Origin of the sequence: Mycobacterium sp. 141, assembly GCF_000382405.1 — a bacterium.
Lineage (GTDB): Bacteria > Actinomycetota > Actinomycetes > Mycobacteriales > Mycobacteriaceae > Mycobacterium.
In genome coordinates this window covers 1-25,252 of sequence record NZ_KB908270.1, presented here as the reverse complement: position 1 = coordinate 25,252, position 25,252 = coordinate 1, and the positions used below count along the sequence as shown (strand labels likewise).

21 protein-coding genes, 2 tRNA genes and 4 pseudogenes are annotated in these 25,252 nt (G+C 65.3%); 11 read left to right on the top strand and 16 right to left on the bottom strand.

All coding sequences use genetic code 11. From position 1 onward, the window contains the following. Positions 1 to 63 precede the first annotated feature (63 nt). Both H276_RS0117960 and pknB read left to right on the top strand, forming a co-directional pair. Positions 64 to 1,419: a protein kinase domain-containing protein gene (locus H276_RS0117960; RefSeq protein ID WP_019972675.1), complete on the top strand. Its 1,356-nt coding sequence runs from the start codon at positions 64 to 66 to the stop codon at positions 1,417 to 1,419. Further along, positions 1,416 to 3,296, top strand: coding sequence for a Stk1 family PASTA domain-containing Ser/Thr kinase (gene pknB, locus H276_RS0117955; RefSeq protein WP_019972674.1), 1,881 nt, complete (start codon positions 1,416 to 1,418; stop codon positions 3,294 to 3,296). Before H276_RS0117960 ends, pknB begins: the two co-directional genes overlap by 4 nt. Here pknB and H276_RS0117950 read toward each other — a convergent pair. Together H276_RS0117950 and H276_RS0117945 are read right to left on the bottom strand one after the other, a co-directional pair. Continuing rightward, a complete protein-coding gene (locus tag H276_RS0117950; RefSeq protein ID WP_019972673.1) occupies positions 3,274 to 3,948 on the bottom strand; it encodes an aminodeoxychorismate/anthranilate synthase component II in 675 nt (224 codons plus the stop codon). The genes pknB and H276_RS0117950 overlap by 23 nt on opposite strands. Positions 3,949 to 3,965: 17 nt before the next feature. Then, positions 3,966 to 4,715 carry a DUF881 domain-containing protein gene (locus H276_RS0117945; protein WP_026357151.1) on the bottom strand — a complete coding sequence of 250 codons (750 nt, stop codon included), beginning with the start codon at positions 4,713 to 4,715 and terminating at the stop codon, positions 3,966 to 3,968. A 95-nt stretch (positions 4,716 to 4,810) separates the two neighbouring features. On the opposite strand from H276_RS0117945, the gene crgA reads away from it, so the two are divergent. Next, the gene (gene crgA / locus H276_RS0117940; RefSeq protein ID WP_018602963.1) at positions 4,811 to 5,095 is read left to right on the top strand and encodes a cell division protein CrgA; all 285 of its coding nucleotides are present in this window, start codon (positions 4,811 to 4,813) and stop codon (positions 5,093 to 5,095) included. 155 nt (positions 5,096 to 5,250) lie between these two features. Then, entirely contained in the window at positions 5,251 to 5,658 is a 408-nt protein-coding gene (locus tag H276_RS0117935) for a PH domain-containing protein (protein ID WP_026357150.1), read from the top strand. A 70-nt stretch (positions 5,659 to 5,728) separates the two neighbouring features. Here H276_RS0117935 and H276_RS0117930 read toward each other — a convergent pair whose 3' ends face one another. After that, complete coding sequence (locus H276_RS0117930) at positions 5,729 to 6,274, bottom strand: peptidylprolyl isomerase (protein ID WP_018602965.1); 546 nt, start codon at positions 6,272 to 6,274, stop codon at positions 5,729 to 5,731. A 103-nt stretch (positions 6,275 to 6,377) separates the two neighbouring features. Here H276_RS0117930 and cwsA point away from each other — a divergent pair, with 103 nt between their 5' ends. Both cwsA and H276_RS25055 read left to right on the top strand, forming a co-directional pair. Continuing rightward, positions 6,378 to 6,785, top strand: a complete 408-nt coding sequence (gene cwsA / locus H276_RS0117925) for a cell wall synthesis protein CwsA (RefSeq protein ID WP_026357149.1) — start codon at positions 6,378 to 6,380, stop codon at positions 6,783 to 6,785. A 296-nt stretch (positions 6,786 to 7,081) separates the two neighbouring features. Beyond that, complete coding sequence (locus tag H276_RS25055) at positions 7,082 to 7,336, top strand: hypothetical protein (protein WP_196807948.1); 255 nt, start codon at positions 7,082 to 7,084, stop codon at positions 7,334 to 7,336. 99 nt (positions 7,337 to 7,435) lie between these two features. Here H276_RS25055 and H276_RS0117910 read toward each other — a convergent pair. Further along, a pseudogene (locus tag H276_RS0117910) lies at positions 7,436 to 8,296 on the bottom strand (protein kinase); the annotation flags it as partial. A gap of 33 nt (positions 8,297 to 8,329) precedes the next feature. Next, positions 8,330 to 8,671 (bottom strand): hypothetical protein, encoded by a 342-nt coding sequence (locus tag H276_RS0117905; protein WP_019972665.1) that lies wholly within the window; start codon positions 8,669 to 8,671, stop codon positions 8,330 to 8,332. Between the two features lie 109 nt (positions 8,672 to 8,780). On the opposite strand from H276_RS0117905, the gene H276_RS24840 reads away from it, so the two are divergent. Then, positions 8,781 to 9,209, top strand: coding sequence for a helix-turn-helix domain-containing protein (locus H276_RS24840; RefSeq protein ID WP_155943152.1), 429 nt, complete (start codon positions 8,781 to 8,783; stop codon positions 9,207 to 9,209). 247 nt (positions 9,210 to 9,456) lie between these two features. Then, positions 9,457 to 9,855: a transposase gene (locus H276_RS24830; protein WP_196807947.1), complete on the top strand. Its 399-nt coding sequence runs from the start codon at positions 9,457 to 9,459 to the stop codon at positions 9,853 to 9,855. Between the two features lie 226 nt (positions 9,856 to 10,081). Here the strand turns inward: H276_RS24830 and H276_RS24825 are convergent, their stop codons facing one another. Beyond that, positions 10,082 to 10,399: a hypothetical protein gene (locus tag H276_RS24825; RefSeq protein WP_155943150.1), complete on the bottom strand. Its 318-nt coding sequence runs from the start codon at positions 10,397 to 10,399 to the stop codon at positions 10,082 to 10,084. Between H276_RS24825 and H276_RS23225 the strand changes: the two are divergent. Both H276_RS23225 and H276_RS25380 read left to right on the top strand, forming a co-directional pair. Continuing rightward, positions 10,367 to 10,984: pseudogene (locus H276_RS23225) on the top strand (zinc-binding dehydrogenase); the annotation flags it as partial. The gene H276_RS24825 and the pseudogene H276_RS23225 sit on opposite strands and share 33 nt — an antisense overlap. Before the next feature lie 175 nt (positions 10,985 to 11,159). Further along, positions 11,160 to 12,413: a hypothetical protein gene (locus tag H276_RS25380; RefSeq protein WP_231376711.1), complete on the top strand. Its 1,254-nt coding sequence runs from the start codon at positions 11,160 to 11,162 to the stop codon at positions 12,411 to 12,413. Positions 12,414 to 12,561: 148 nt separating this feature from the next. Here the strand turns inward: H276_RS25380 and H276_RS25715 are convergent. Together H276_RS25715 and H276_RS0117870 are read right to left on the bottom strand one after the other, a co-directional pair. After that, a pseudogene (locus H276_RS25715) lies at positions 12,562 to 12,930 on the bottom strand (CocE/NonD family hydrolase); the annotation flags it as partial. 488 nt (positions 12,931 to 13,418) lie between these two features. Beyond that, the gene (locus H276_RS0117870) at positions 13,419 to 14,150 is read right to left on the bottom strand and encodes a peroxiredoxin (protein ID WP_026357145.1); all 732 of its coding nucleotides are present in this window, start codon (positions 14,148 to 14,150) and stop codon (positions 13,419 to 13,421) included. Between the two features lie 290 nt (positions 14,151 to 14,440). On the opposite strand from H276_RS0117870, the gene H276_RS0117865 reads away from it, so the two are divergent. Next, positions 14,441 to 15,352, top strand: coding sequence for a universal stress protein (locus tag H276_RS0117865; protein WP_019972659.1), 912 nt, complete (start codon positions 14,441 to 14,443; stop codon positions 15,350 to 15,352). A gap of 122 nt (positions 15,353 to 15,474) precedes the next feature. On the opposite strand, the gene H276_RS0117860 is transcribed toward H276_RS0117865, so the two are convergent. From H276_RS0117860 to H276_RS0117820, 8 genes and pseudogenes are all read right to left on the bottom strand, one after another. Then, positions 15,475 to 15,547, bottom strand: a tRNA-Ala gene (locus H276_RS0117860). 161 nt (positions 15,548 to 15,708) lie between these two features. After that, positions 15,709 to 15,782: transfer RNA gene (locus tag H276_RS0117850), tRNA-Ile, on the bottom strand. Between the two features lie 59 nt (positions 15,783 to 15,841). Next, positions 15,842 to 16,735, bottom strand: a complete 894-nt coding sequence (locus tag H276_RS0117845; protein ID WP_026357144.1) for a DUF3566 domain-containing protein — start codon at positions 16,733 to 16,735, stop codon at positions 15,842 to 15,844. Positions 16,736 to 16,786: 51 nt separating this feature from the next. Continuing rightward, positions 16,787 to 20,563, bottom strand: a complete 3,777-nt coding sequence (gene gyrA, locus H276_RS0117840; RefSeq protein WP_019972657.1) for an intein-containing DNA gyrase subunit A — start codon at positions 20,561 to 20,563, stop codon at positions 16,787 to 16,789. Positions 20,564 to 20,743: 180 nt separating this feature from the next. Further along, positions 20,744 to 22,756 carry a DNA topoisomerase (ATP-hydrolyzing) subunit B gene (gene gyrB / locus H276_RS0117835; RefSeq protein WP_019972656.1) on the bottom strand — a complete coding sequence of 671 codons (2,013 nt, stop codon included), beginning with the start codon at positions 22,754 to 22,756 and terminating at the stop codon, positions 20,744 to 20,746. A 220-nt stretch (positions 22,757 to 22,976) separates the two neighbouring features. Continuing rightward, complete coding sequence (locus H276_RS0117830; protein WP_019972655.1) at positions 22,977 to 23,549, bottom strand: DUF721 family protein; 573 nt, start codon at positions 23,547 to 23,549, stop codon at positions 22,977 to 22,979. Continuing rightward, positions 23,546 to 24,700, bottom strand: coding sequence for a DNA replication/repair protein RecF (recF, locus tag H276_RS0117825; protein ID WP_019972654.1), 1,155 nt, complete (start codon positions 24,698 to 24,700; stop codon positions 23,546 to 23,548). Before recF ends, H276_RS0117830 begins: the two co-directional genes overlap by 4 nt. 64 nt (positions 24,701 to 24,764) lie before the next feature. Beyond that, positions 24,765 to 25,252, bottom strand: a pseudogene (locus tag H276_RS0117820) (6-phosphogluconate dehydrogenase); the annotation flags it as partial.

The window sequence follows — 25,252 nt, the reverse complement described above, 5'->3', positions numbered from 1 at the left end:
CGTGAGTTCGCGCGAGCGGACTGTCGGTTCGGCATGCGTCAAGCGAGTCTGGGAGGTGGACATATGAGCCCCCGGGTCGGGGTCACGCTGTCTGGCCGGTACCGGCTGCAGCGACTCATCGCCACCGGCGGCATGGGCCAGGTGTGGGAAGCTGTCGACTCCCGGCTGGGCCGCCGCGTCGCCGTCAAGGTACTCAAGGCCGAGTTCTCGACCGACGCGGAGTTCGTCGAACGGTTCCGCGCCGAGGCCCGCACCGTAGCCATGCTCAACCACCCCGGCATCGCCAGCGTGTACGACTATGGCGAGACGGAGCTGGACGGCGAGGGCCGTACCGCGTATCTGGTGATGGAGCTCGTCAACGGCGAGCCGCTGAACTCGGTGCTCAAACGCACAGGACGGCTGTCGTTGCGGCACGCCCTTGACATGCTCGAGCAAACCGGACGCGCCCTGCAGGTCGCACATACCGCAGGCCTGGTACACCGCGATGTCAAACCGGGCAACATCCTGATCACTCCGACCGGGCAGGTCAAGCTCACCGACTTCGGCATCGCCAAGGCTGTCGACGCCGCTCCGGTTACGCAGACCGGCATGGTGATGGGCACCGCCCAGTACATCGCGCCTGAGCAGGCGCTCGGACATGACGCCACCGCCGCCAGCGATGTGTACTCACTGGGTGTCGTCGGCTATGAATCGGTGTCGGGCAAACGCCCGTTCACCGGCGACGGCGCCTTGACGGTGGCGATGAAGCACATCAAGGAGACCCCGCCACCGCTGCCGGCGGATCTGCCGCCCAACGTGCGTGAGCTGATCGAGATCACGCTGGTGAAGAACCCAGGCATGCGCTACAAGTCCGGCGGCCCGTTCGCCGACGCCGTCGCCGCCGTGCGTGCCGGCCGGCGCCCGCCACGGCCCAACCAGGCTCCGACGCTGGGCCGGGCCGCACCCGCTGCCGTGCCGTCGGCCGCACAGGCCCGAGCGGCGGCCGACCTGACCGGGCGCGCTCCGGCGACCGCTGCGCGGCCCCGCACCAGCACCGCCACTCACCGGCCGGCCGCGCCGCGGCGCACCTTCTCGTCCGGCCAGCGCGCCCTGCTGTGGGCCGCAGGGGTGCTCGGCGCCCTGGCCATCGTGATCGCGATCCTGATCGTGCTCAACGCGCAGGACCGCAAGGACCACCAGCAGTCGCCGCCAACCACGGTCACCGATACGGTGACGCAGACGACGCCCTTCCAGTCGCCGGCCGCGGACGCGAGGAGCGAAATCGACCCAGCGGACGCGAGGAGCAAAATCGACCCAGCGGACGCGAGGAGCGAAATAGATCCAGCGGACGCGAGGAGCGAAATAGATCCAGCGGACGCGGCGGGATTCACCATGATCGTGCCGCAGCAATTTGCTGCCCCGGAGCAGATATTGCGATGACGACCCCTCAGCACCTTTCCGACCGATACGAACTCGGTGAGATCCTCGGCTTCGGCGGCATGTCCGAAGTCCATCTGGCGCGTGACCAGCGCCTGCACCGTGATGTCGCGGTCAAGGTGCTGCGCGCGGACCTTGCCCGCGACCCCAGCTTCTACCTGCGTTTCCGCCGCGAAGCGCAGAACGCCGCGGCGTTGAACCACCCCGCGATCGTCGCGGTTTACGACACCGGCGAGGCCGAAACGCCGAACGGGCCGCTGCCCTACATCGTGATGGAGTACGTCGACGGCGTCACACTGCGTGACATCATCCACAACGACGGGCCTGTCCCGCCGCGGCGGGCGATCGAGATCATCGCCGACGCCTGCCAGGCGCTGAACTTCAGCCACCAGCACGGCATTATCCATCGCGACGTCAAGCCGGCCAACATCATGATCAGCAAGAACAATGCTGTGAAGGTGATGGACTTCGGCATCGCCCGAGCGTTGGCGGACGTCAACAGCGTCACCCAGACCGCCGCGGTGATCGGCACCGCTCAATACCTGTCGCCTGAACAGGCGCGCGGCGAGCCCGTCGACGCCCGCTCGGATGTCTACTCGCTTGGCTGCGTGCTCTACGAAATTCTTACGGGGGAGCCACCCTTCATCGGCGATTCACCGGTTGCCGTGGCCTATCAGCACGTCCGCGAGGATCCGGTCCCGCCGTCGACGCGGCATCCGGGCATCCCGCCTGAACTCGACGCGGTGGTGCTCAAAGCGCTCGCCAAGAATCCCGACAACCGGTATCAGTCGGCGGCGGAGATGCGCGCGGATCTGGTGCGGGTGCACAGCGGCGAGGCTCCGGACGCGCCCAAGGTGCTCACCGACGCCGAACGCACGTCGCTGATGACGCAGTCCGGCCCGATGTCGTTCGGCGCGCCGACCGAGCACATGCCCGCCCCCGTTCAACCCATCGCCGCCGGCCGGGACCGCAACGCCTCGATCGGCCGCTGGCTGATCGCGGTGGCGGTGCTGGCGGTGCTCACCGTGGTGGTGACGGTGGCGATCAACATGATCGGTGATCGCCCGCGCGATGTGCAGGTCCCAGACGTGACGGGCCAGACCGCCGATGACGCGGTCGCTGCGCTGCAGAACCGGGGCTTCCGAACTCACATAGACCGTCAGCCGGACAACACGGTCCCACCCGAGAAGGTCATCAGCACTGATCCGGCCGCCAACTCGCAGGCCAGCGCCGGGGACGACGTCGCCATCACGGTCTCGACCGGGCCGAACCAGGCACTCGTGCCTGACGTCACGGGACTGAGCCCGGCGCAGGCCAGGGACAAGCTCAAGGCTGCCGGCTTCGAGAAATACAAGGAATCGCCCAGCGCCTCGACGCCGGAGCAGAAGGACAAGGTGATCGCGACGATCCCGCCGGCGAATCAGACGTCGGCGATCACCAACGAGATCACCATCGTCGTGGGCTCAGGGCCGGGCAGCAAGATCGTGCCCGATTGCGCCGGGCAGAGCCCCGATGTGTGTAAGCAGATCTTCAACGCTGCGGGGTTCCCCAACACCGTCAGTGTCGATGTTGACAGCCCGCAGCCGAAGGGGCAGGTGCTCGGCACCGAACCCGCCGCCGAACAGAACGTCCCGGTCGATACCCTGATCCAGATCCGGGTGTCCCGCGGCAACCAGTTCGTCATGCCGGATGTACGCGGCGGATTCTGGACCGACGTCGAGGCCAACCTGCGTAATGCGTACGGCTGGACGGGGAACCTCAACCGTGCCCCCGACGTACCGAACAGCGGTCAGCGGACCAACGCCGTGGTGACCCAGAGCCCGTCACCGGGCACCCCGGTGAACTTCGGGGATCCGATTACGCTGGCGTTCGCTTCGTAGCGGCGGCGACCGCGCGACCGACCTCGTCCTCGAGCTGACGCACAAGGTTCTCGTCCGGCGGGCAGCCGCAGAGCACCAACCAGTTGGCCAGCATCCGGTGCCCGCCCTCGGTGAGGATCGATTCGGGGTGGAACTGCACACCGTGGATGGGCAACTCGCGGTGACGCACGGCCATGATGACGCCGCTGTCGGTCTGCCCGGTCACCTCGAGCTCGGCCGGCACGGTTTCGGGCAGGATCGACAGCGAGTGGTACCGAGTGGCGGTGAACGGATCCGGAAGTCCTCGCAGCACACCGGCATCCGCGTGGTGCACCACGCTGGTCTTGCCGTGCAGCAGCTCCGGGGCCCGGTCCACGGTGCCGCCGAACGCGACGCCGATGGCCTGGTGTCCCAGGCACACGCCGAGCAGGGGAGTGCCCGCCTCGGCGCAGGCCCGGACCAGCGAGATCGACGCGCCCGCACGTTCCGGCGTGCCCGGACCGGGGCTCAGCAGCACCCCGTCGAAGTCTTGGGCTGCCTTCGCGATGTCGGCTTCGGTGGCCAGTCGCGCGTCGTCGTTACGCCACACCTGCGCGTGTACCCCGAGCTGGCCCAGATACTGGACCAGGTTGAACACAAAGCTGTCGTAGTTGTCGACCACCAGAACCTGCATCGGCCCAGGTTACCGACTCAATACCCGATGGGACCCGCCGGCTGGGCGTAGCGCATCCGGACAGGCCCGGTGTGCCCGACAAGGTCCACCTGGGCGCGGGGTTCTTCGACGTAACCGAGCCCGAACCGCACCACGTACCGCTTGTAGAGCGTGACGAGGGGAGCTGCAGCCAGCGCGGTCTGCATGGCACCGGCATCACCGATCGCGGTGATGACATACGGCGGGCTGTAGGTGCGACCGTTGAGCAGAAGAGTGTTGCCGACGCAACGCGGCGCAGAGCCGGCCATTACGCGCTGATCCTGCATCTGGATGCCCTCTGCGCCCGCACTCCACAGCGCGTTGAGCACGGCCTGGATGTCTTGCTGGTGCACCACCAGGTCGTCCGGCGCGGCGTCCCCCGGGAATCGGCCCTGGGCGTCGCGCTGAGCGTCGTTGAGGGTCACCACCAGACCCGGTCCACGCATGGGGGTGATGTCTGCATCGGCAGCCAACGCGTCGGCGCGTGCGGTAATGGCTTTCAGCGCGGCGTGTGAACTCGGAGTGCCACCGTGGTGGCTGTCGACCTGGCTGGCAAACGCGTCCCGTTGGGCGGTCAGCCGCTCAACCGACTGTTGAGCCTCGCGCACCAGGTCGACGAGACGTGGCGCGTCGCTGCGGCGGATCTCGCCCCCGCCGGAGACCCCGTGGGTCGCGGCCAGCAGCAAACCCGCAAGCAGGCACACCACCGGCACGCCAAACCGCCACCGGGATCGGTGCGGTCGGTCCATCGATTTCTCCCCTGGACGTGCAGCTACGTTAGTGTCGTGAAGCATCCTGCTTCCATCGTCGCACCGTGTGACGCCGACTGTCCGTGAAGGTACCCATGCCCAAGTCCAAAGTCCGTAAGAAGAACGACTTCACCATCAAGCCGGTGAGCCGGACACCGGTCAAGGTCAAGGCCGGACCGTCCAGTATCTGGTTCGTGGCGCTGTTCATCGGGCTGATGCTGTTCGGCCTGATTTGGCTGCTGGTGTTCCAGCTCGCTGCCACCAACCCGATCGACACTCCGTCGTTCCTGCAATGGATGGCCGAGTTGGGTCCGTGGAACTACGCGATCGCGTTTGCCTTCATGATCACCGGACTGTTGCTCACGATGCGCTGGCACTGAGCTGCGGCGACGCAATGGTGATTTCATCGCATGTTCCAGGCATCGAGGATTCAGCAACGTCACGCCGGTCCAATCACATCGTTGTTATTCATCCCCACTGTGGATAGCACCTGTGGATAACTTCATTAGCCACGGTAAGAGGGTGTGACAGACCTGTGCAGCAAACCCAGTGGAGTCCGTCGACGTTGGGAATCCTCGCTTGCGGCATAACCGGACTCGTCATGGCTACGGGGGCTGTGACTCTGATCACAGATTCTCCGGGACGCGTTCTGGCTGGCGTTGCGGGGGTGGGATTGATCACCTTTGCAAGCTTCTCGTGGCGCGCGCGGCCGAAGCTGGCAATCACCGGCGAGGGCTTGGCCATCGGCGGGTGGTGGCGCACCCGAACACTTCGCCGCAATGACATCCGGTCGATCCGCATCACCGAGTTCCGGCGGATCGGGCGGAAAGTGCGACTACTGGAGGTCGACACCGTCGACGACCGGCTGACCGTCTTCACCCGATGGGACCTCGGGACCGATCCGTTGCACGTTCTCGACGCCCTGAAAGCGGCCGGCTACTAGACCTGTCCGCGCAGACGACGCGACGCCCCCGCGCAGGAGGGCGTCGCGTCGTTTAGCGAACTCTAGAAGATCAGGACACGGTGACCGATTCGATCACGACCGGCTCGGTCGGACGGTCTCCACGATCGGTCGCCGTGGTGGCGATGGCATCGACCACTTTCTGCGACTCGGGGTCGACAACCTCGCCGAAGATGGTGTGCCTGCGGTTCAGGTGCGGCGTCTTACCCACCGTGATGAAGAACTGGGAGCCGTTGGTGCCCGGCCCGGCGTTGGCCATGGCCAGCAGGTAGGGCTTGTCGAACTGCAGTTCCGGGTGGAACTCGTCGGCGAACTGGTATCCCGGCCCGCCACGGCCCGTACCCGTCGGGTCGCCGCCCTGGATCATGAAACCGTCGATGACACGGTGGAAGACGGCCCCATCGTAGAAGGGACCGGACGTGCCGCCGGAGGCGTTCTCGGTGCTGTAGTCCTTGGTGCCTTGCGCCAACCCAACGAAATTGGCCACGGTCTTGGGAGCGTGGTTTCCGAACAGTGCGATCTTGATGTCACCGCGGTTGGTGTGCAGGGTCGCCGTCGCGGTCTGAATGGGACTCGTCACGAGTGTTGAGTCTGCCACTAGGGTCTGCAGCCCCAACCAGCACCCGTCAGTTACCCACCTGAACGCCGTCGAGATGGCAGGCTGGTGTGCAGCTTTCCCCACGGCGGCAGAAAGGTACGAGATGACCGCTACAACCGATGACCGGCTGGCTCCCAATCAACGACTGGCACGTGGCCTGAAGTACTCCGCGATGGGCTCCGTCGACGTCTCCCGGGGTGTTGTGGGGTTGTGCCTGCAGACGGCCGTGGCAGCAGGAGCAAGTGCGCGCAGGCGCTACCAGGACGGTCAGCTGCGCCGTCAGCTGGCGGCGGTGGCGGAAAAGCTGGAAGAGGCGCTGCCCGACGTTCTCGCCGACGCCGTCCCAGCCAACCGGAAGTCCAAGTGCCGGCGGCGGCCATGGCTCATCGCCGGGGCGGCCGCTGCGGTGCTGGCCGGGGGAGCGGTGGCCTTCTCCGTCGTGCGCCGCACCAAGCGGCCCGAGCCGCCGGCGACGCTACCGCCGAGCGTGGAAGTCGCTCCCAAGCCCTGACCGCGGGGGTCGAACACCCAATTCGACGGCCAGATTACCCGTTGCCGTCATCACCCGCGCCGTGGTTGGGGTTGGTGCAGATCGTCCCCTCACACGGAACGTCCGACCCGTCCCCGTTCGGATTCGGCATCACCGCACCACCGTTGTCCGCCGGATTATCACCCGCGCCGTGATCCGGATTCGTGCAGATCGTCCCCTCACACGGAACGTCCGACCCGTCCCCGTTCGGATTCGGCATCACCGCACCACCGTTGTCCGCCGGATTATCACCCGCGCCGTGATTCGGATTCGTGCAGATGGTCCCCTCACAAGGCACCATCGAGCCGTCACCGTTGGGATTGGGCATCATCGGGACCGTCGAGGAAGGGGAACCGCTCGGGACCGCCGGCGCGGTGCGTTGGGCGGGTGCGGTGGGCTTCGCGGTGGACGACGACGTTGCCGGGCCGGTACTCGTCGGCGCCTGTTCGGTGGTCTGGCTCCCACACGCGGCCGCGCTGCATACCGCAAGCGCGGCCAGGGTTGTGATGATTCTCTGCCTGAGGCTCATGTGAACCGACACTAGCAACATGCCCGCCAGTTGCTCGGTTATCTGGGGTTGGTTTCGGATGTGTATTGCTGTTCCCGCTTAGGTGATGTGGTGAGAGGGAGCCTTAGCGGGAACGGTTCGAATCGCCGGTGTTCCCGCTTGGGGTTGGCCGGGTTGTCGATCGCGGGCCGGAACCGGTTGCCGCGGTGGGGTGTCTACCGGTTGTGAATGCCGAGGACCGGCAGGCGCTGGCTGACGAGGGGTTGGATCCGGATGTGATTACCACCAGGCGGTGATTGCCGGTCAACACATCCGGCAGAAGGTGCTCGTCCAACGCCGTTGCTACGTAGAGGTTCATCGCCGCTGGATCTTGCCCACGCGTGCCGCGGTTGCTGTGCGAACTCTGGCTGTACAGCGTTTGCAGGTAATCCACGAAAGGGTTGTGGCGCTGCTCGCCCACGTTGAGTCGCGGCGCGGGAGCAGGCGGCTCGGGACGCACGCGAACTTCACGGATGCGCTCCAACCTCCGCAAGAACTCTTGCGCCGTGGAAAATCGTTCGCTGCGGCGTGGCGCGATCGCGGTGCATAGCGCTTCAGCGAACCCTGGTGCGAGGTCATGAAACCCGGTGAGGGAGCGGGGGTCGATCGGATACTGTCCTGGCGGCGGGGAAGAACTCGTCCACGGATAGCCACCCGTCAGTGCTTCGTACACGCTAACGCCAAGCGCGTACGTGTCACGGTCAGCCAGGTCTGCCGCGGAAGGCTGGGCTTGCAAGGAGAGATCGGGCGGCAAATAGCGCGCGGATCCGCCGCCGTGACGAAGCGTCGAGTCCGCTGTCACCGCCACATTGAAATCGATGATCGTGCAGCCGCTGTTTGTCCACAGCAGATTGCTCGGCTTGATGTCGCAATGGAAAACGCCGTGCTGATGCAGGTGAGTTAGCCCCGACGCAGCATCGATGCTGAGCCGCAACACATCTGCGGGACTAAGTGGTCTCGCCCGTAAGTTCGTCGGGGGTCAGGGGAGGTCGGTCCAGGCGGTCGGGTCGTTGAAGTAGAGGCCGCAGGCGGTGTCGAGTGCGTCTTCGGGTGCGCCGGCGGTGAACCCGCTGGCCAGGACGGAATCTTCGTAGCCGTCTTTGCTGGCGAGATAGACCGCGAAACCCCAACGGGATGCAGACCCGCCGTAGCGCAGTCGCATCAGGGGCAGTACTTGCTCGTCGTCGAGTTCGGCAGCGACATAGGCGAACTGGGCGCGGAAGCGGACCTGTACCGCCGTGATCTGCGGCCACCGCGCTCGGGCACGTGCCGACAGTCGTTGCTGCAGGGACGTCTTCGTGGATTGCGGCGGTGAGGCCATGGGCGCAAATCCTGCCCGACCGGTGTGTCGCAGGCCAGGATTATGCTCCCGACACTCGAGACTGAAGTGACCATCGTGGCTGATGTGACTTCTGTTTGGGGGTAAGCGAATGTCGTTGACCGAAGCCGAACCGGTCCGGGTTACCGGTCACCAACGCCGGGAACTGAATCGCCTCGTGCGAGCCGGGCGCACTGAACAGCGGCTGGTCCAACGCGCCCCGATCGTGCTGCGTGCTGCTGACCGATGGTCGAACGCCGCGATCGCGGCCGCGCTGGGCGTCACGGTGGACACCGTGCGCAAATGGCGCCACCGATGGACCACCTCGTCTGAGATCGCGGCCTTGGCCGATGCACACCGCTGCGGCCGGCCACCGGTATTCACCCCGGAACAGGTCGCCCAGGTCAAAGCGCTGGCCTGCACGCCACCGCAAGACGTCGACGAGCCGCTATCGCGGTGGTCGTGTCCGGAGCTGGCCCGCCGCGCGGTCGCCGACGGGATCACCCCCTCGGTGGCCGCGAGCACGGTGCGCCGCTGGTGATCCCAAGACGCTCTCAAACCCTGGCAGCACCGGTCGTGGATCACCATCGCCGACCCCGACTTCGCCGCCAAAGCCGGCCGCGTGCTGGACCTGTACGCCCGGACAGGGGCCGGCAAACCGCTGACCGACCACGATTTCGTGATCTCCGCCGATGAGAAGACCTCCATCCAGGCGCGGTGTCGCTGCCACCCGACACTCCCACCAGGGCGCTCGCGCACGATGCGCGTCAACCACACCTATAAGCGACGTGGCGCCATCGCCTACCTCGCCGCCTACGACGTTGCACCGGGCGCAGGTGTTCGGCCGCTGCGAAGACAGCACCGGCATCGCAGCGTTCACCGCCCTCGTCGCCCAGGTCATGACCCAACAACCCTACGCATCGGCTGCCCGGGTGTTCTGGATCGTCGACAACGGCTCCTCACACCGCGGCCAGGCTGCGATCGACCGCCTCGCCGACCAATACCCCAACGCGATCATGGTGCACACCCCAATCCATGCATCCTGGCTCAACCAGATCGAGATCTACTTCTCCATCGTGCAACGGAAACTGGTTTCCCCCAACGACTTCACCGACACCAACGACATCGCGGCGAGGCTGACCGCATCCGGGATCCGCTACAACCTCACCGCGAAGCCATTCAAATAGAACTTCACCACCACCGACCTCGACGACCTACTCACCAGAATCGACCGTCAACCCACACAACCACGAGCAGCATGACCCCCGACGAACTTACGGACCAGAGCACCAAGTAGCTGATCGGCCGACAACAGCTGCGACACCGCATTCCCCGGGACGTAGTCAAACACCAAGTAGGGAATATCGCTTCCCGGGATAAAGTCGGCGTCGCGCAACTCCGAAGGTGCCGGGCTTACCGAGCCGTTTCCGGACAGTGTATTTGCCGCGTCAGCTGATAGTGCTCGGGCAGATCCCGGTAGAACTCGGGCTCCTCTCCATCTTCGCGGCGCTTCTCCCGGGGTGCAGTGTCGGGGCTACCGATAGCTCGACTTACGGTGACGACATGCGGATGTGCTGGCAGGTTAAGCAGGATTTGGTACTCGTGCTGTAGCCGCTCTAACACCGACTCGCGGTCCTTGAGCACCAGCTTTAACGCTCGGTCCGTCCGCGCCAGCACGTCATACACCTGATAGGCCGCGCGGGCCTGTTGTTCAACGACCTCACCGTGCACTGCGCACTGCGCACGCGGGGGCGGCTCGCGGCCGGCGAGAGCGTGTTGGTGCACGGCGCCGCGGGCGGGGTCGGCACGTCGACGCTGCGCCTGGCGAAGGCCTTCGGGGCGGGACGCGTCATCGCCGTCGTGAGCTCGGAGGCCAAGGCCGACGTCGCCCGGGCCGCGGGCGCGTCCGACGTCGTACTGGCCGAGGGATTCAAGGACGCCGTCAAGGCATTGACGGACGGCCGGGGCGTGGACGTCGACCCCGTCGGCGGCGACCGCTTCACCGACTCGTTGCGGTCGCTGGCACCTGGCGGCCGCCTCCTGGTGGTCGGGTTCACCGGCGGTGAGATTCCTACCGTCAAGGTGAATCGATTGCTGCTCAACAACGTTGACGCCGTCGGCGTCGGCTGGGGGGCGTGGGCTGCCACCCACCCGGGGTACCTGCTCGAGCAGTGGGCCGAACTCGAGCCCCTGCTCGCCTCCGGGGCCGTCTCCGCGCCGGAGCCCGTCGTCTACCCGCTCGAGCGCGCAGGCGAGGCCATCAAGTCCCTCGAGGACCGCACCGCCGCAGGCAAGGTCGTCGTCCGCGTGCGCTGAGCGCACCGGTCCCCACCACACCGACGCCGGCGAAACTGCTTGGTGCGCAGACTCGTCGAGTCGCATTTGCCGAACGGTCATGCCTGCGACAACTTCGCGTGAGCCGTGAGGTTCCTGCGCGCGCTTGAACACGACGTGCCGTCAAGCGAACACAAGATCATCCGAAGTTGAACAGTTGGATACATTCGTCGCGATTCTTTCGATCGCGGCCGGTCACGTGCGCGAATGGCCGTATGGCAGCTACAGATTCGGTCTCGGCGCGGTACTGTCTGGCTGTCAAAATCACTGTCTTTCCTCGAAATCAGGAGTCGTCGTGAAGGTTCGCCAGTCCGCCTCGTTGGTGGCCGCAGTTTGCACGCTGTGCGTAGCGGCATCGGGTTCGGTTACTCCCCTGCCGGTCGCCGCAGCGGCCGACACGACGAGCGCACCCAAGCCGGTCGTTGCGCGTCCCTTCGAGTTGACGGCCAGTGTCGATCCACTCTCGACGCTCGTCAGCCTGCCGTTCCAGAGCTACATCCTGGTCCAGGAAGCCGTCGCCGGCGTGCTCGGCGGAGCCAACGGACTCGGCGGTCTCGGATCGAGCAGCCTGCAGGGCCTGCCCGCGATCATCTACCAGGCCATCACCCAGCCCACCGCCACCAGCAACCTGCAGACGCTGGGCGCCGCCCTCCAGACCGCGCTCGGCACCGAGCAGACCGCCATCACCAACCTCGGCACGCTGCCCGCACGACTGCTCGCCCTGCTGACCCCCGTGACCGGGACCAGCCTGACCGCCAACAGCCTGGCGGCCACCCCCACCATCCAGGCCGCTGCGGTCACCCCGGCCGCTGCCACGGTCGACCCGCTCTCGGCGCTCGTCAGCCTGCCGTTCCAGAACTACATCAACCAGGCCATCACGCAGCCGACGGCGACCAGCAACCTGCAGACGCTCGGGGCGTCCTTCCAGACCGCGCTCGGCACCGAGCAGACGGCGCTCCAGAACCTGGCCACCCTCCCGTCTCGGCTCATCGCCACCGACACGGCCGCACTCTCGGGCCTCTCCGCCGCCAACACGCTCGCCTCGCCGCTGAAGGTCGCCGACACCGTGGCGCCGACGGCCAAGCGCGTCTCGCTGCCGGACCTCGACGCGCCGTCGCTGCCGTCGATCAAGAACCCGTTGAGCTCGCTCACCACGGCGACGAGCAAGACCAAGGTGAAGGCGGACTCGGTCGCCGATGCCGGCACGGACGGCGGCAACACGCCGACCAAGCCGGCCGATTCCACCAAGAAGAGCGGCAACCCGGTCTCCAACGCGGTAAAGGCGCTGAACAAGGCCGCGAAGGACGCGGGCTACACCGGCAAGCACCGCGCCGACGACTCGAACGGCTCGAAGAGCGGCGACAGCAGCTCCAAGGGAGCCGGTGCCGGCAAGAGCAAGGGCGGCAAGTAGTCCCGCTGCCCTCAAAGCTAGCGAAGACGCCAGCGGCCGTGCGCCGCTGGCGTCTTCGCGTCATGGGCTGGGTAGCACCAGTCGCAAGTGAGCGCAGTCGATGACGTGCGTCGCCGGGACGGCGTCGCCGGCCGTCGCGGCAGCTGCCCCGGTGCCGTGGTTTGCGCGCGAACCGGGGAAAGGAGCCCCCGGCGACGGTCAACCGGATCCGATGGCCGGCCCGAAACCGATGCGCGACCGGGTCGCACGCGATGCGTAGCGGCCCTGTCGACTGCCCGCCGACGCGGAGATACCCGTCGGACACGTTGTGCGAGCGCCCATGTGGATCGACGTCGCTGAGTCGTACGGCGACGTCAGCCGAGGCCGTGTCCACGGTATGGGTCAACTCGACCACGGGCGTCCCGATGACCTCGAGGTCGGAGTCGAGCACCGGTCCGAGTAGGGCGCACAGGTCCGCCCGGGCGGCAAGCGCCGCGATGTCAGCCAGGCGCAGTTTCTGATCGCGCGGTTGCAGCACCGGTTTCCCGGTGCCGATACCGCGCCGACTTCACAGCCCCAACAGAGCGCTACCGCGACGCCAGCCCGTGACGGTGACCATGTGCACTCAGCCGCTGCCGGGTGAGCTGCGCGACCGATTCCAGAGCGCACTCAACGCCGCCATCGCGCGGGGCCGCAGATAAACACACCTAAATAGGGACTGAAAAGAATTTAACGCCTGATAAGGGATGAGAGCACCTCACGCGTCGTTCGGTGGTCTCGCGTACTGCTGGTAGGACACACCGCCCGGCCCCGGCTCGACACGACGATTCAGCCCGTGAACCCCGCTTTGACGCGATCGCTGCGCACGAAGTCGCATGGATCGTCGTCAGGGACTTCTGAGCAGGTGCATCGTTGCCCCTCAGGAACATCGGCCATGACACTGTCGACGTGCTGACCGCAGCCCGCCCAGCCGGTCTTACCGCATGTTGCGCACCGCACCGAGTAACACATGAATCTCTCCTCTCGCTAGGCGTGACCGTCAGCGCGGATGGCGGACTCGACTTCCACGGCGGAGAGCTGCTTGGTGCAGAAGAACCAGTCCGCGCATTCGACACCCTCGGTGTGGCCACCCATCCGTTCTTGCGCGGTCCCGCATGAACCTGGTGGGGGCACGATCACCGGCTCGCCGGGACGCCAGTCGGCCGGCATCGCGACGTCGAAGTGGTCGGCTGTTTGCAGGGCCTTGACCACGCGCAGCAACTCGTCGAAGTTACGGCCGAGGCTGAGCGGGTAGTAGATGATCGCGCGGACGATGCCCTTCGGGTCGATGACAAATACTGCACGCACCGCCTTGGCGGAGTCCTCTCCGGGCATGATCATCCCGTATTTCCGCGCGACCTCCATCGAGATGTCCTCGATGAGGGGGAACGTGACCTCGACATCTCGCATGTCGCGGAACGCGATCTTGTCCTTGATCGTGCGCAACCAGGCGATGTGGCTGTAGAGACCGTCCACCGACAAGCCCACCAGTTCGGTGTTGTAGTCCGCGAATTGCTGCTGCATGGCGGCGAAGGTCATGAACTCGCTGGTGCACACCGGGGTGAAGTCCGCCGGATGGGAAAACAGGATGACCCACTTGCCGGCGTAGTCGCCGGGAAAGTTGATCTGACCCTGCGTGGTGACGGCGGTGAACGCCGGAGCATGGTCTCCGATGCGGGGCATGGCTGTTGTGGGGCTTGACGTCTCTGCGATGGTCATCGTGGTGAATCCTTCCGATAGAGCGTGACACCAGCAAGAACATATACCCCATGGGGTATATTCCAGATCCTCCGTGGCGGCGGCAACCCGTCCGATGAGTTGTTGGAGTTCGTCAGCGGGCCAAGCCCGCACCGACGTGGCGAGAGACGCTATCGGCCGTAGTACCCAACCGGTTAGGGACCAATGCCTCCTTACGCACAAGCCGAAGGCTGCTTAATGTCGACTGTGACTCCAGGCGGCTCGTCAACCGCAACGGTGCTGCAGGAATGTGCTCGGGAAGGAGACTCAAGATGTCACGTCAACAAGCTCCGTTGGGCATCGTGGTCGGTGTGGACGGCTCACCGTCATCGACAGTGGCCGTTGCGTGGGCCGCGCGGGATGCCGAGATGCGTAACATGCCGCTCAAGGTGGTGCATGTCGTGGCACCCGTAGTGAATACCGAGGGATGGTCGGCGTTTTCGGCCGATTATGCGCAGTTTCAGGAGGACCAGGCACAGCAGATCATCGAGCAGGCTCACAAGGTCGCCGTTGAGGCCGTCTCTCGGGGTCGCACATTGCAGGTGACCAGCGAAGTCCTGCATGCCCCGATCGTGCCCACCCTGGTGGAACTGTCCACACGAGCCGACCTGGTTGTGGTGGGCTGCCGCGGGCAGGGCGGGGTCGCCCGCGGCCTGCTGGGCTCGGTCAGTTCCGGGCTGGCCCATCACGCGCACTGCCCGGTCGCGGTGATCCACGACGAGGATCCGCTCACGGTGCGCTCACCGCAGGCGCCCGTGGTGGTGGGCATTGACGGTTCACCAACTTCGGAGTTGGCTACCGAAATCGCCTTCGATGAAGCCGCGCGACGCAGTGTTGAGCTCGTGGCGCTGCACGCCTGGAGTGACATGGGACCGCTCGAGTTCGGCAGTATGAACTGGGCGCCCATCGAATGGCGAAACATCAAAGACCAGGAGGAAGAAGTCCTGGCGGAGCGGCTGTGCGGATGGCAAGACCGGTATCCCGATGTTGTCGTGCGCAAGATCGTGGTGTGCGATCGACCGGGACTCCGGTTGCTCGAACAAGCCGAGACGGCTCAGCTCGTGGTGGTCGGCAGCCATGGTCGCGGCGGGTTTCCCGGCATGCTGCTGGGCTCGGTCAGCAGCGCGGTCGTCAACTCTGCGCAGATCCCGGTGATCATCGCACGCATGCCCCACCACCATTGAGGGGCACGGCAGATCGGCACAAAGAAACACACGCGGGAAACATTGATGAGTTGTGGTACGGGCATGTTCCGCACTACCAGTGCGCCGACCAGGGCATAAGCCGACAACAACGCATTTAAAAGTGGAGCCTAGGAGATTCGAACTCCTGACATCTGCCTTGCAAAGGCAGCGCTCTACCAACTGAGCTAAGGCCCCGTGCCTGGATCAGGACGGCTGTGCCGCCTGGTGCCACACCTCCGCGCCATGCCGGGATCGCCACACGATCACCGCCACAGCCGCCACCGCGAGTGCCAACACCAGCTTCATGGTGGACCTCCGGTTGGCCAGTACCGACACGACCGGCAATGCCGGTTTCGTGGGCCTAGGAGGACTCGAACCTCCGACCTCTTCGTTATCAGCGAAGCGCTCTAACCGCCTGAGCTATAGGCCCGTATTGGGGACGACCGAGCGACGAGATTACCGTACCGATGCCCGGTCTCCCAAACCGGATCAATCCCGGTCCGCCAACGTCACCTCTACGCCGCCGACCAGGTCGGTGGTGAGGTTGTAGACGAACGCGCCGATGGTGGCCATCGCCGTCATGACGACGATGTTCACCAAACCGATCAGTGTCGCGCCGCCGAAGATTGTGCCGGCGGAGACCAGCTCGCCGCCGGCGTTGCCGCCACTGCTGGTCAGCAGGTCACCGACGTTGCTGTTGAGCTTGCTCCACACCCCCATGCCGCCGAGCACGACGTACAGCAACGCCACTGCGATCATCCACACAAAAAACAGCGCCGAGGACAGCACCAGGGCCACTTTGAGCACCGTCCAGGGGTCAACACGGCGGATCTGCATGCTGGCCCGGATGGGTCCCTTTGTCGACGTGCGGCTGGCCACCTGGATGCGGCCCGACACGCCCGAGGACGACGAATGGGACGACGCCGATGCCTCAGCGGCCTTGCGTTGCGGGGGCCGCGGTGTCGGCCCGGACAGGTCCGGTAGCTCGCTCGCATACGCCTCGGTGCGGACCGACTCGGAACGAGACGCTTCGACACGGGGCGCTTCAGTGCGCGGCGGCTCGGGGCGAGACGGTTCCGGGCGGGACCGGGGCGGTTCGACTTCGGCCGTGTCACTGCCCGAGACGAACCGCTGCAGCCGGGCCTCGACGCCGGGGGAGTGACTTGCCGGACTGCGGTCGCCGTCCTGACGCGGTTCGGCAGGCTGCTGAGCGGCCGGGGCAGCTTTACCCCGCTGCCACGGCGGCACCTCACCGGTCTCGGTGATGTGCCCAGTGGGCCGGGGTAGGTTTCCGGCGGCCCCGCCCTCGGATCCTGAGCCGTTGGTACTGCTGCCGGGCCGGTCGCCCGTACGCGGGTACCCCGGCTCGCTCGGTGAAGTCACCTAACAGCTCCTAAGCTCAGGCCGAGGGCCAGGTGTGCCTCGGCGGCTGCGTCACGTCTCAGAGGACTCAGCGGACTCGGCTTCTTCCGCATCCGGTTCCTCCTCGGCATTGCGCGCAATCGCAATCAGTGTGTCGCCCTCACCCAGGTTCATCAAGCGAACCCCCTTGGTTTGCCGCCCGGCTTTGCGAACCTGGCGGGCCGCGGTCCTGATGACGCCCCCGCCTGAGGTGATGGCATACAGCTCTGTCTCGTCGTCGACGATAAGCGCTCCGACAAGGTTGCCACGCCGACGGTCGTACTGGATCGTCAGGATGCCCTTGCCGCCTCGGCCCTGGACCGTGTACTCCTCGATCGCGGTGCGCTTGGCGTACCCGCCCGACGTCGCTACCAGCAGATACGTATCGGGCTGGACCACGTTGAGCGACAGCAGGCGGTCATCCTCGTTGAACCGCATGCCCTGCACACCGGAGGTGGCCCGACCCATCGGCCGCAACGCCTCGTCGGTTGCCGAGAACCGGATCGACTGCCCGTTGGCACTGACCAACAGCAGGTCATCCTCGGCCGAGCACAGCACGGCGCCGACCAGCTCGTCGCCGTCGCGCAGATTCACCGCGACGATGCCACCGGACCGGTTGGAATCGAAGTCGGTGAGCTTGGACTTCTTCACCAACCCGTTGCGGGTCGCCAGCACCAGATACGGCGCGTCCTCGTAGCCCTTGATCTGGATGACCTGAGCAATGCGTTCCTCGGGCTGGAAGGCCAGCAGGTTCGCGACGTGCTGGCCGCGCGCGGTGCGCAACGCCTCCGGCAGTTCGTAGGCCTTGGCCCGGTACACCCGGCCCTGCGTGGTGAAGAACAGGATCCAGTCATGCGTCGAGCAGACGAAGAAGTGGTTGACGATGTCGTCGGCCTTCAGGCCCGCACCCTGCACCCCCTTGCCGCCGCGCTTCTGGCTGCGGTACAGGTCGGTTTTGGTGCGCTTGGCGTACCCGGTCTCGGTGATCGTGACGACCACGTCCTCGCGGGCGATCAGATCCTCGTCGCTGACCTCGCCGTCGGCCGGAACGATCCGGGTCCGACGGTCGTCGCCGTGCTTCTCGACGATCTCGGCCAGCTCGTCGCGGACGATGGCGCGCTGCCGCTCGGGCTTGGCCAGGATGTCTTCCAGGTCCGCGATCTCGGCTTCGATCTTGGCAAGATCATCGACGATGCGCTGACGTTCCAGAGCAGCCAACCGGCGCAGCTGCATGTCCAAGATGGCCTGGGCCTGGATCTCGTCGACATCCAGGAGCTCCATCAGGCCGGCGCGGGCGACGTCGGCGTTGGCCGATGCCCGGATCAAGGCGATGACCTCATCGAGCGCGTCGAGCGCCTTGACCAGACCACGCAGGATGTGGGCCCGCTCATTGGCCTTGCGCAACCGGTAACGGGTGCGCCGGTTGATGACGTCGAGCTGATGGTCCACGTACAGCCGGATCAGCTGGTCCAGCCGCAGGGTGCGCGGCACGCCGTCGACGATCGAGAGCATGTTGGCACCGAAGCTGGTCTGTAGCTGAGTGTGCTTGTAGAGGTTGTTCAGCACGACCTTGGCGACGGCATCGCGCTTGAGCTCCACCACAATTCGGATGCCGACGCGATCGCTGCCCTGATCCTCGATGTTGGAGATGCCGGCCAGCTTGCCGTCGCGTACCTGCTCGGCGATCGAGGTGATGAAGTTGTCGTGGTTGACCTGATACGGCAACTCGGTGATGACGATCGAAGTGCGCCCACGGGAGTCTTCCTCGATCTCGACCACACCACGCATCCGGACCGAACCGCGGCCCGTCTTATAAGTGTCCTCGATGCCCTGCGAGCCGACAATCAAACCGGCAGTGGGGAAGTCGGGTCCCTTGACCCGCTCGCAGACCGCGGCCAGCGTGGCTTCTTCATCGGCCTCGTGGTGCTCCAGGCACCAGTACACCGCCTCGGCCAGCTCGCGCAGGTTGTGCGGCGGGATGTTGGTGGCCATACCGACGGCGATACCGCCCGAACCATTGGCCAGCAGATTGGGGAACCGGCTAGGCAGGACCGTCGGCTCCTGCACCCGGCCGTCGTAGTTCGGAATGAAATCGACTGTTTCCTCGTCGATTTCACGCAGCATCTCCATGGCCAACGGTGTCAGCCGGGCTTCGGTGTTGTGGCTGACGAACCCGTTGGTGATGAACGCGTGGTCTTCGGTATCGACACGCAGGCTGTACACGGGCTGCACACCTGCGTCGGTTACCGATTCGACCTGAGCGTAATAGAACCGGCCGTCTGTCAAATCAGAGGAGATGGCACGAACGTCGGGATCGGCGATGTGCGAAAGGATTTCGGCTCCGTTGCGCCGCCACCGATCGAGTCGATCGATGTTGTGCTTGCGCAGCCACTCCTTGTCAGCCCAGCGACCTCCGCCATGGGTGCGGATGAATTCGCCAAGACCAGGCACGTGATCGCCGTCGCGGCCCTTGGCTGCGGCAGGCAGCGCCGACAGGATTTCCTGCAGCTTGGTCTGCTTCACACCACCGAAGCCGACCTGTGTGGCAAACAGCTCCGCCTGCGCGCGGTTAGTGATCGCGACCTTGTACTCACCGGTGGCATGTCGATAGCGGCTCGACACAACACCGAACTCCAGCAGCATCTGCTGGACGTCCTTGGCGAGCTGGTCGCTACGCGTCGAATAGGAGACCTGGATCGTGTTGCGGGGCAACGCCGAGCACGATCCGTCACCTTCGAAGAGGGCTTGCAGGAACACGCGCTTGACTGCTGCAGATGAGTGCCACATCCACTCCGGTACGGCCTTGTCTGCCGATCGCTGGCCAATCATGTCGCCAAGTCGGGAAGCCTTGAGCGCCTGCAGGTTATGCACGTCGAGCTCGTGCAGCGTCGACCCTGACGCAATGGTCCGCGACGACACATATCTCGGTCCGCCCACGACAGCGTCATAGGCGGCAACAACGACTTCGAAGAAATCCCGGTCGAGATTGTTGAAACCCGCCCGACTCTCGGATACGAAACCTTCACTGACAAAGGCGCCCACCAGCAGTGCTTCCAGGGTTTCGTGCCAGTCTGCAGGACCGAATTCAGCAGGCGGTGTGCGCTGAATGGCCACCCGGTCCCCCGGACGGATCTCTTCGATCAGTTTCCACAGGAGCGTCGGCACTCCAGCGACGTCGACGAGGCACAGCAGTGGGTGGTTGCTCGTCCCCGTGACTGTGTATCCCTCGGTCGTCCTCACCTTGTATGTCTGATGCTCACCCGAATGGAAGAGCCGATCTGCCAATACCGGATTACCGTGCCGATCGACAACCTTGAGGTCGATCACGTGCTCGGTGTTCGGCCGTGCCGCGGGAACAACATCAGCGATACGCACCGAGTGACCCATCGGCAGCCGGACCAACGCATCACCGGTGACGCAGTAACGCATCGCGGCAGGCGGGTCGTTACCCGGCGAGCCGAAGTTCCCCTGGCCGTCGACCAGCGGGTAGCGCAGTGACCACGGCTGGGCCATCCGGACGAGAGTGTCGTAGATCGACGCGTCGCCGTGCGGGTGATAGTTACCCATCGTCTCGGCAACCGATCGCGCAGACTTGGCATGGCTGCGGTCCGGCCGGAAGCCGGAGTCGTACATCGCGTAGAGCACCCGGCGGTGCACCGGCTTGAGACCGTCGCGTACCTCCGGCAGCGCGCGGCCGACGATCACGCTCATGGCGTAGTCGATGTAGCTGCGCTGCATCTCCTGTTGAATGTCAACCGGTTCGACGCGGTCTGAGGCGCCGTCGCCAGGTGGCAACGTGGTGTCTGTCATCTAATCCTCGTTCGTCACGGCACGCCCGGGCGACAAAAGCAACCTCGGGCAACCCTTAAAGTCTAGTTGGTCTGCAGCTCAGCGCCCCGAGACGCGTCGGGGCAATGTCGTCAGAAGGCCTGCCTGCCGCCGGCCTCGACAGTGGTTCGATGGCCGCGCGGCCCCGCTTTTCGACGCATATCAGACATCGAGAAAGCGGACGTCCTTGGCATTACGGGTGATAAAGCTGCGCCGAGCCTCGACATCCTCGCCCATCAGGATCGAGAAGAGTTCGTCGGCCGCCGCAGCGTCGTCAAGTGTCACCTGACGCAACACCCGCACAGCGGGATCCATGGTGGTTTCCCACAGCTCCTTGGCATCCATCTCGCCGAGGCCTTTGTAGCGCTGGATGCCGTCGTCTTTGTTGATCTTCTTTCCCGCGGCCAGACCAGCCTCGAGCAGGCCGTCACGTTCGCGGTCGGAATAAGCGAACTCCGGCTCCTGACGCTGCCACTTCAGTTTGTACAGCGGGGGCTGGGCCAAGAAGATGTGCCCGTTCTCCACCAGCGGTTTCATGAACCGGAACAGCAAGGTCAGCAGCAGTGTCGAGATGTGCTGGCCGTCCACGTCGGCGTCAGCCATCAGAACGATTTTGTAGTAACGCAATTTGGCGATGTCGAACTCGTCGTGGATGCCGGTGCCGAGTGCGGTGATGATGGCCTGGACTTCGGTGTTCTTCAGAACCCGGTCGATCCGGGCCTTTTCGACATTGATGATCTTGCCGCGCAGCGGCAAGATCGCCTGGAACATCGAATCTCGGCCACTCTTGGCCGAGCCACCGGCCGAATCACCCTCCACCACATACAGTTCCGATTTGCTGGGATCGGTGGAACGGCAGTCTGCCAGCTTGCCCGGCAACCCGCCGATGTCGGTGGCACTCTTGCGCCGCACCAGCTCTCGTGCCTTGCGCGCGGCAATCCGCGCCTGCGCAGAAGAAACCGCTTTGTTCACAACCGTTTTGGCCTCAGCAGGATTGGCTTCGAACCAGTGCGTCAGCTGCTCGTTGCAGATCTTCTGCACGAACGACTTGACCTCGGTGTTGCCCAGCTTGGTCTTGGTCTGTCCTTCGAACTGTGGCTGGGCCACCTTGACCGAGATCACCGCGGCCAAGCCCTCACGGATGTCATCCCCGGTGAGGTTCGGATCCTTGTCCTTGAGGAGCTTCTTGTCCTTGGCGTACTTGTTCACCACGCTCGTCAACGCCGAGCGGAAGCCTTCCTCGTGCGTGCCGCCCTCGTGGGTGTTGATCGTGTTGGCGAAGGTGTGCACCGATTCGGAATAACCCGCGTTCCACTGCATCGCGATCTCGACCTCGTGTCCTTCGCCCTTGCCGTCGAAATCGATGACGCTGGGCTGGATCGCGGTCTTGGTCCGGTTGATGTGCTTGACGAAGTCGACCAGGCCGCCGGGGTAGTGGAATGTGCGGTGCTTGACCTTGTTCGGTGCGATCGCCTCGGCTGCCTTCTCGTCCGCGGTTTTCGGAGCGGCGGCCATGTCGGAGACGACCTCGTCGACGACCTCCTCCGAGGTGACCCGCTCATCGGTCAACTCGATGGTCAGACCCTTGTTCAGAAACGCCATCTCCTGCAGCCGCCGGGCGATGGTCTCGAAGTCGTAGTCGGTGGTCTCGAAGACGTTCGGATCCGCCCAGAAGCGGATGGTGGTGCCCGTCTTGTTGGTCTTGTCACCCTGTTTGAGGGTGCCGGGAATCGAGTTCTCGTAGGTCTGGAACCACTCGTAACCGTCGCGCTGGATATCGGCTTCCAGCCGCGTGGACAGTGCGTTGACGACGGAGACGCCGACACCGTGCAGGCCGCCGGACACCTGGTAGGCGCCTTCTTCGAACTTTCCGCCTGCGTGCAGGACGGTCATCACGACGTCCACCGTGGGCACACCCGTGGCGTGCATCGCAACCGGGATACCACGCCCGTCGTCGGTGACCTGGACCCCACCGTCGCCGAGAATCCGCACGTCAACCTTGGTGGCGAAGCCGGCCATCGCCTCGTCAACAGCGTTGTCGACGACCTCCCATACCAGGTGATGCAGGCCGCGTTCACCGGTGGAGCCGATGTACATACCGGGACGTTTGCGCACCGCTTCGAGGCCCTCGAGCACCTTGATCGAATCGGCACCGTACTGATCTTGGGCAGCCACGTCGGACGCGTCTCCTTGGGGTTCTCGGGAGGCGGTGGATACACCACCTCAGATCCTGAGACAGTCTACCGTCAACCGAGGGCAGCACCGGTCCCACAGCGCCGTTTTCACCTATCTGTATGCGCCGTGCACGGAATTTCACGACTCCAGGTGCGTGGGGACGCCGCAGAAACTCGTCGGGCACCGTCTCGGGGCTCTGAGCGGAACACCCGCAGGGCTGTCAGCCATACGTGTCCCTCGGGCCGCGGCCGGGGACACTACGCGGACCCTTACGCCAGGACGGACCCACCGGACCGACGATTTTCAGCGACTTCACCACACCGTCGCCCACCGCGGCAGCGATCTTGGCCAGCAACTGAGCCTGCACCATCCGCAGCTGGGTTGCCCACGCGGTCGACTCCGCCGACACCGTCAACACCCCGTCGTTGAGGCCGGTCGGATTCGCATGATCGGCGATCTGGTCACCGACCACCGCGCGCCACCGGCCGAATACGGCGCCTTCGGACACTCGTGTCCCCCAGCCACGGGACCTGGCGAGGTCCTGCGATGCCACTCCGAGTAGCTGCGGATCCCGGCGGTCCGGACCGGGACCCGACCAGCTCCGCCGCGACCGTGCGCCACCGGCCACGCGGCGTACCGGCGCGGTGCGGCCCCGGCCGACATCCTTGCCTTGGCTGCGCGCCGCGCCGCGGGCCTCCTCGAGCGTGCGTCGAACCAGGTCCATCCCGCGCAGCCCGGCCAGGTGTTCTGGGGGGGAAGCGGCGCCGTCCTCAGGCGCATCATCGTCGCTCATTGCTGCACCACCGAAATCCGGCCGTCCTCACCGTCGACCATTCGGATCTCGATGCGGCGGACATCCTCGTCCTCGGGGATGTCTTCCTCCACCGCGGCGGTGATGAGCACCTGTTCGGCAGTGGCGGCGACGCCGGCGAGCGCACGCCGCCGGGCGGCGTCCAACTCAGCGAAGACATCATCCAGCAGCAGCACCGGCTCCGTGCCGTCAGCACGCAACAATTCGTAGGCCCCGAGTCGTAGCGACAACGCCATCGACCACGATTCACCGTGGCTGGCAAAGCCTTTCGCGGGCTGATCGCCGAGCCGTAACTCGAGATCGTCGCGGTGCGGGCCCACCAGGCACACCCCGCGCTCCAGTTCGGCGTCGCGACGCCGGGCCAGCGCATCGAGCAGCGCGGCCTGGTAAAACTGTTCGGTCTCGGGGCCGGGCGCATTTTCGATGGCTTCGACGGCACTGCGATATCGGATGGTCGCCGGGCGCGACGCCGGGGCCAGCAGTTGGTACGCCTTCTGCACCTCGGGATGTAGCTGCTCGACGAGCTTCACCCGCGCCGTGATGAGTGCCGCACCGTACGCGGCCAAATGTCCGTCCCAGACCTCGAGCGTGCTCAGCACACTGCTGTCACCGCGATAACGTGCTGCCGCAGCGGTTTTCAGCAATGCGGTGCGTTGCCGGACCACCTTGTCGTAGTCAGCCCGCACCCCGGCAATGGCCGGACGACAGATGGTCGCAAGCTCATCGAGGTAACGTCGCCGCTCGCCCGGATCGCCCCGAACCAGCGCCAGATCCTCCGGACTGAACAACACGGCACGCAGCACACCGAGGATTTCGCGCGGACTGCGCACCGGGGACCGGTTGAGCCGGGCCTTGTTCGCCCGTCCGGTGGTGATCTCGAGATCGACCGCCAGTTCTCGCCCATCATTGACGACAATGGTCGAGACGATAGCGCGCTCAGCGGTCGACCTGATCAACGGTGCATCGGTGGCCACGCGGTGCGATCCGAGCGTCGCCGAATACCACAGCGCCTCAATCAAGTTCGTCTTACCAAAACCATTCGGCCCGACGAACACGGTACGGCCCGGCTCAAGCTCCACATCGGCGTGAGCCCATGACCGGAAATCGGTCAGGGCCAGACGACGGGCGTACACGGCTATGCCCCCCGTGTCATTCCGCCCACACCGATACGCACGACGTGCGCCCCGTCGGGCCGGATCACCCGGACTCGCTGATCCTCTGGACCGCGTGTCCACCGAACTGGTTACGCAGGGCCGCCACCGCTTTCATGGTAGGGGAGTCCTCCTGCCTCGAGGCGAACCGGGCGAACAACGCTGCGGCGATCACCGGCATCGGCACCCGGTGGTAGACGGCCTCCTCGACCGTCCACCGGCCTTCACCGGAATCCTCGGTGTACCCGGTGATGTCGTCGAAACCGGGATCTTCCTTGAGCGCCTTGGCCAGCAGCTCCTGCAACCACGACCGCACCACCGTGCCATTGCTCCACGCCTGGATCACGGCCTGTGGATTCTTGATGAGCTTCTCAGCGGCCAGCAGTTCGTAGCCTTCGGCGTAGGCGTGCATCAGCCCGTACTCGATACCGTTGTGCACCATCTTGGCGTAATGCCCGGCGCCCACCGGACCGGCGTGCACGAACCCGTCGGCGATCTCACCGGCCGGCCGCAACGTGTCGAAGATCGGCATCG

Excerpts from the sequence above, each read along its gene's own strand:
- H276_RS0117960 (WP_019972675.1), top strand. The coding sequence starts at position 64 with ATGAGCCCCCGGGTCGGGGTCACGCTGTCTGGCCGGTACCGGCTGCAG.
- pknB (WP_019972674.1), top strand. The coding sequence starts at position 1,416 with ATGACGACCCCTCAGCACCTTTCCGACCGATACGAACTCGGTGAGATC.
- H276_RS0117950 (WP_019972673.1), bottom strand. The coding sequence starts at position 3,948 with ATGCAGGTTCTGGTGGTCGACAACTACGACAGCTTTGTGTTCAACCTG.
- H276_RS0117945 (WP_026357151.1), bottom strand. The coding sequence starts at position 4,715 with ATGGACCGACCGCACCGATCCCGGTGGCGGTTTGGCGTGCCGGTGGTG.
- crgA (WP_018602963.1), top strand. The coding sequence starts at position 4,811 with ATGCCCAAGTCCAAAGTCCGTAAGAAGAACGACTTCACCATCAAGCCG.
- cwsA (WP_026357149.1), top strand. The coding sequence starts at position 6,378 with ATGACCGCTACAACCGATGACCGGCTGGCTCCCAATCAACGACTGGCA.
- H276_RS25055 (WP_196807948.1), top strand. The coding sequence starts at position 7,082 with ATGGTCCCCTCACAAGGCACCATCGAGCCGTCACCGTTGGGATTGGGC.
- H276_RS0117905 (WP_019972665.1), bottom strand. The coding sequence starts at position 8,671 with ATGGCCTCACCGCCGCAATCCACGAAGACGTCCCTGCAGCAACGACTG.
- H276_RS24840 (WP_155943152.1), top strand. The coding sequence starts at position 8,781 with ATGTCGTTGACCGAAGCCGAACCGGTCCGGGTTACCGGTCACCAACGC.
- H276_RS0117870 (WP_026357145.1), bottom strand. The coding sequence starts at position 14,150 with ATGACCATCGCAGAGACGTCAAGCCCCACAACAGCCATGCCCCGCATC.
- H276_RS0117865 (WP_019972659.1), top strand. The coding sequence starts at position 14,441 with ATGTCACGTCAACAAGCTCCGTTGGGCATCGTGGTCGGTGTGGACGGC.
- gyrA (WP_019972657.1), bottom strand. The coding sequence starts at position 20,563 with ATGACAGACACCACGTTGCCACCTGGCGACGGCGCCTCAGACCGCGTC.
- H276_RS0117830 (WP_019972655.1), bottom strand. The coding sequence starts at position 23,549 with ATGAGCGACGATGATGCGCCTGAGGACGGCGCCGCTTCCCCCCCAGAA.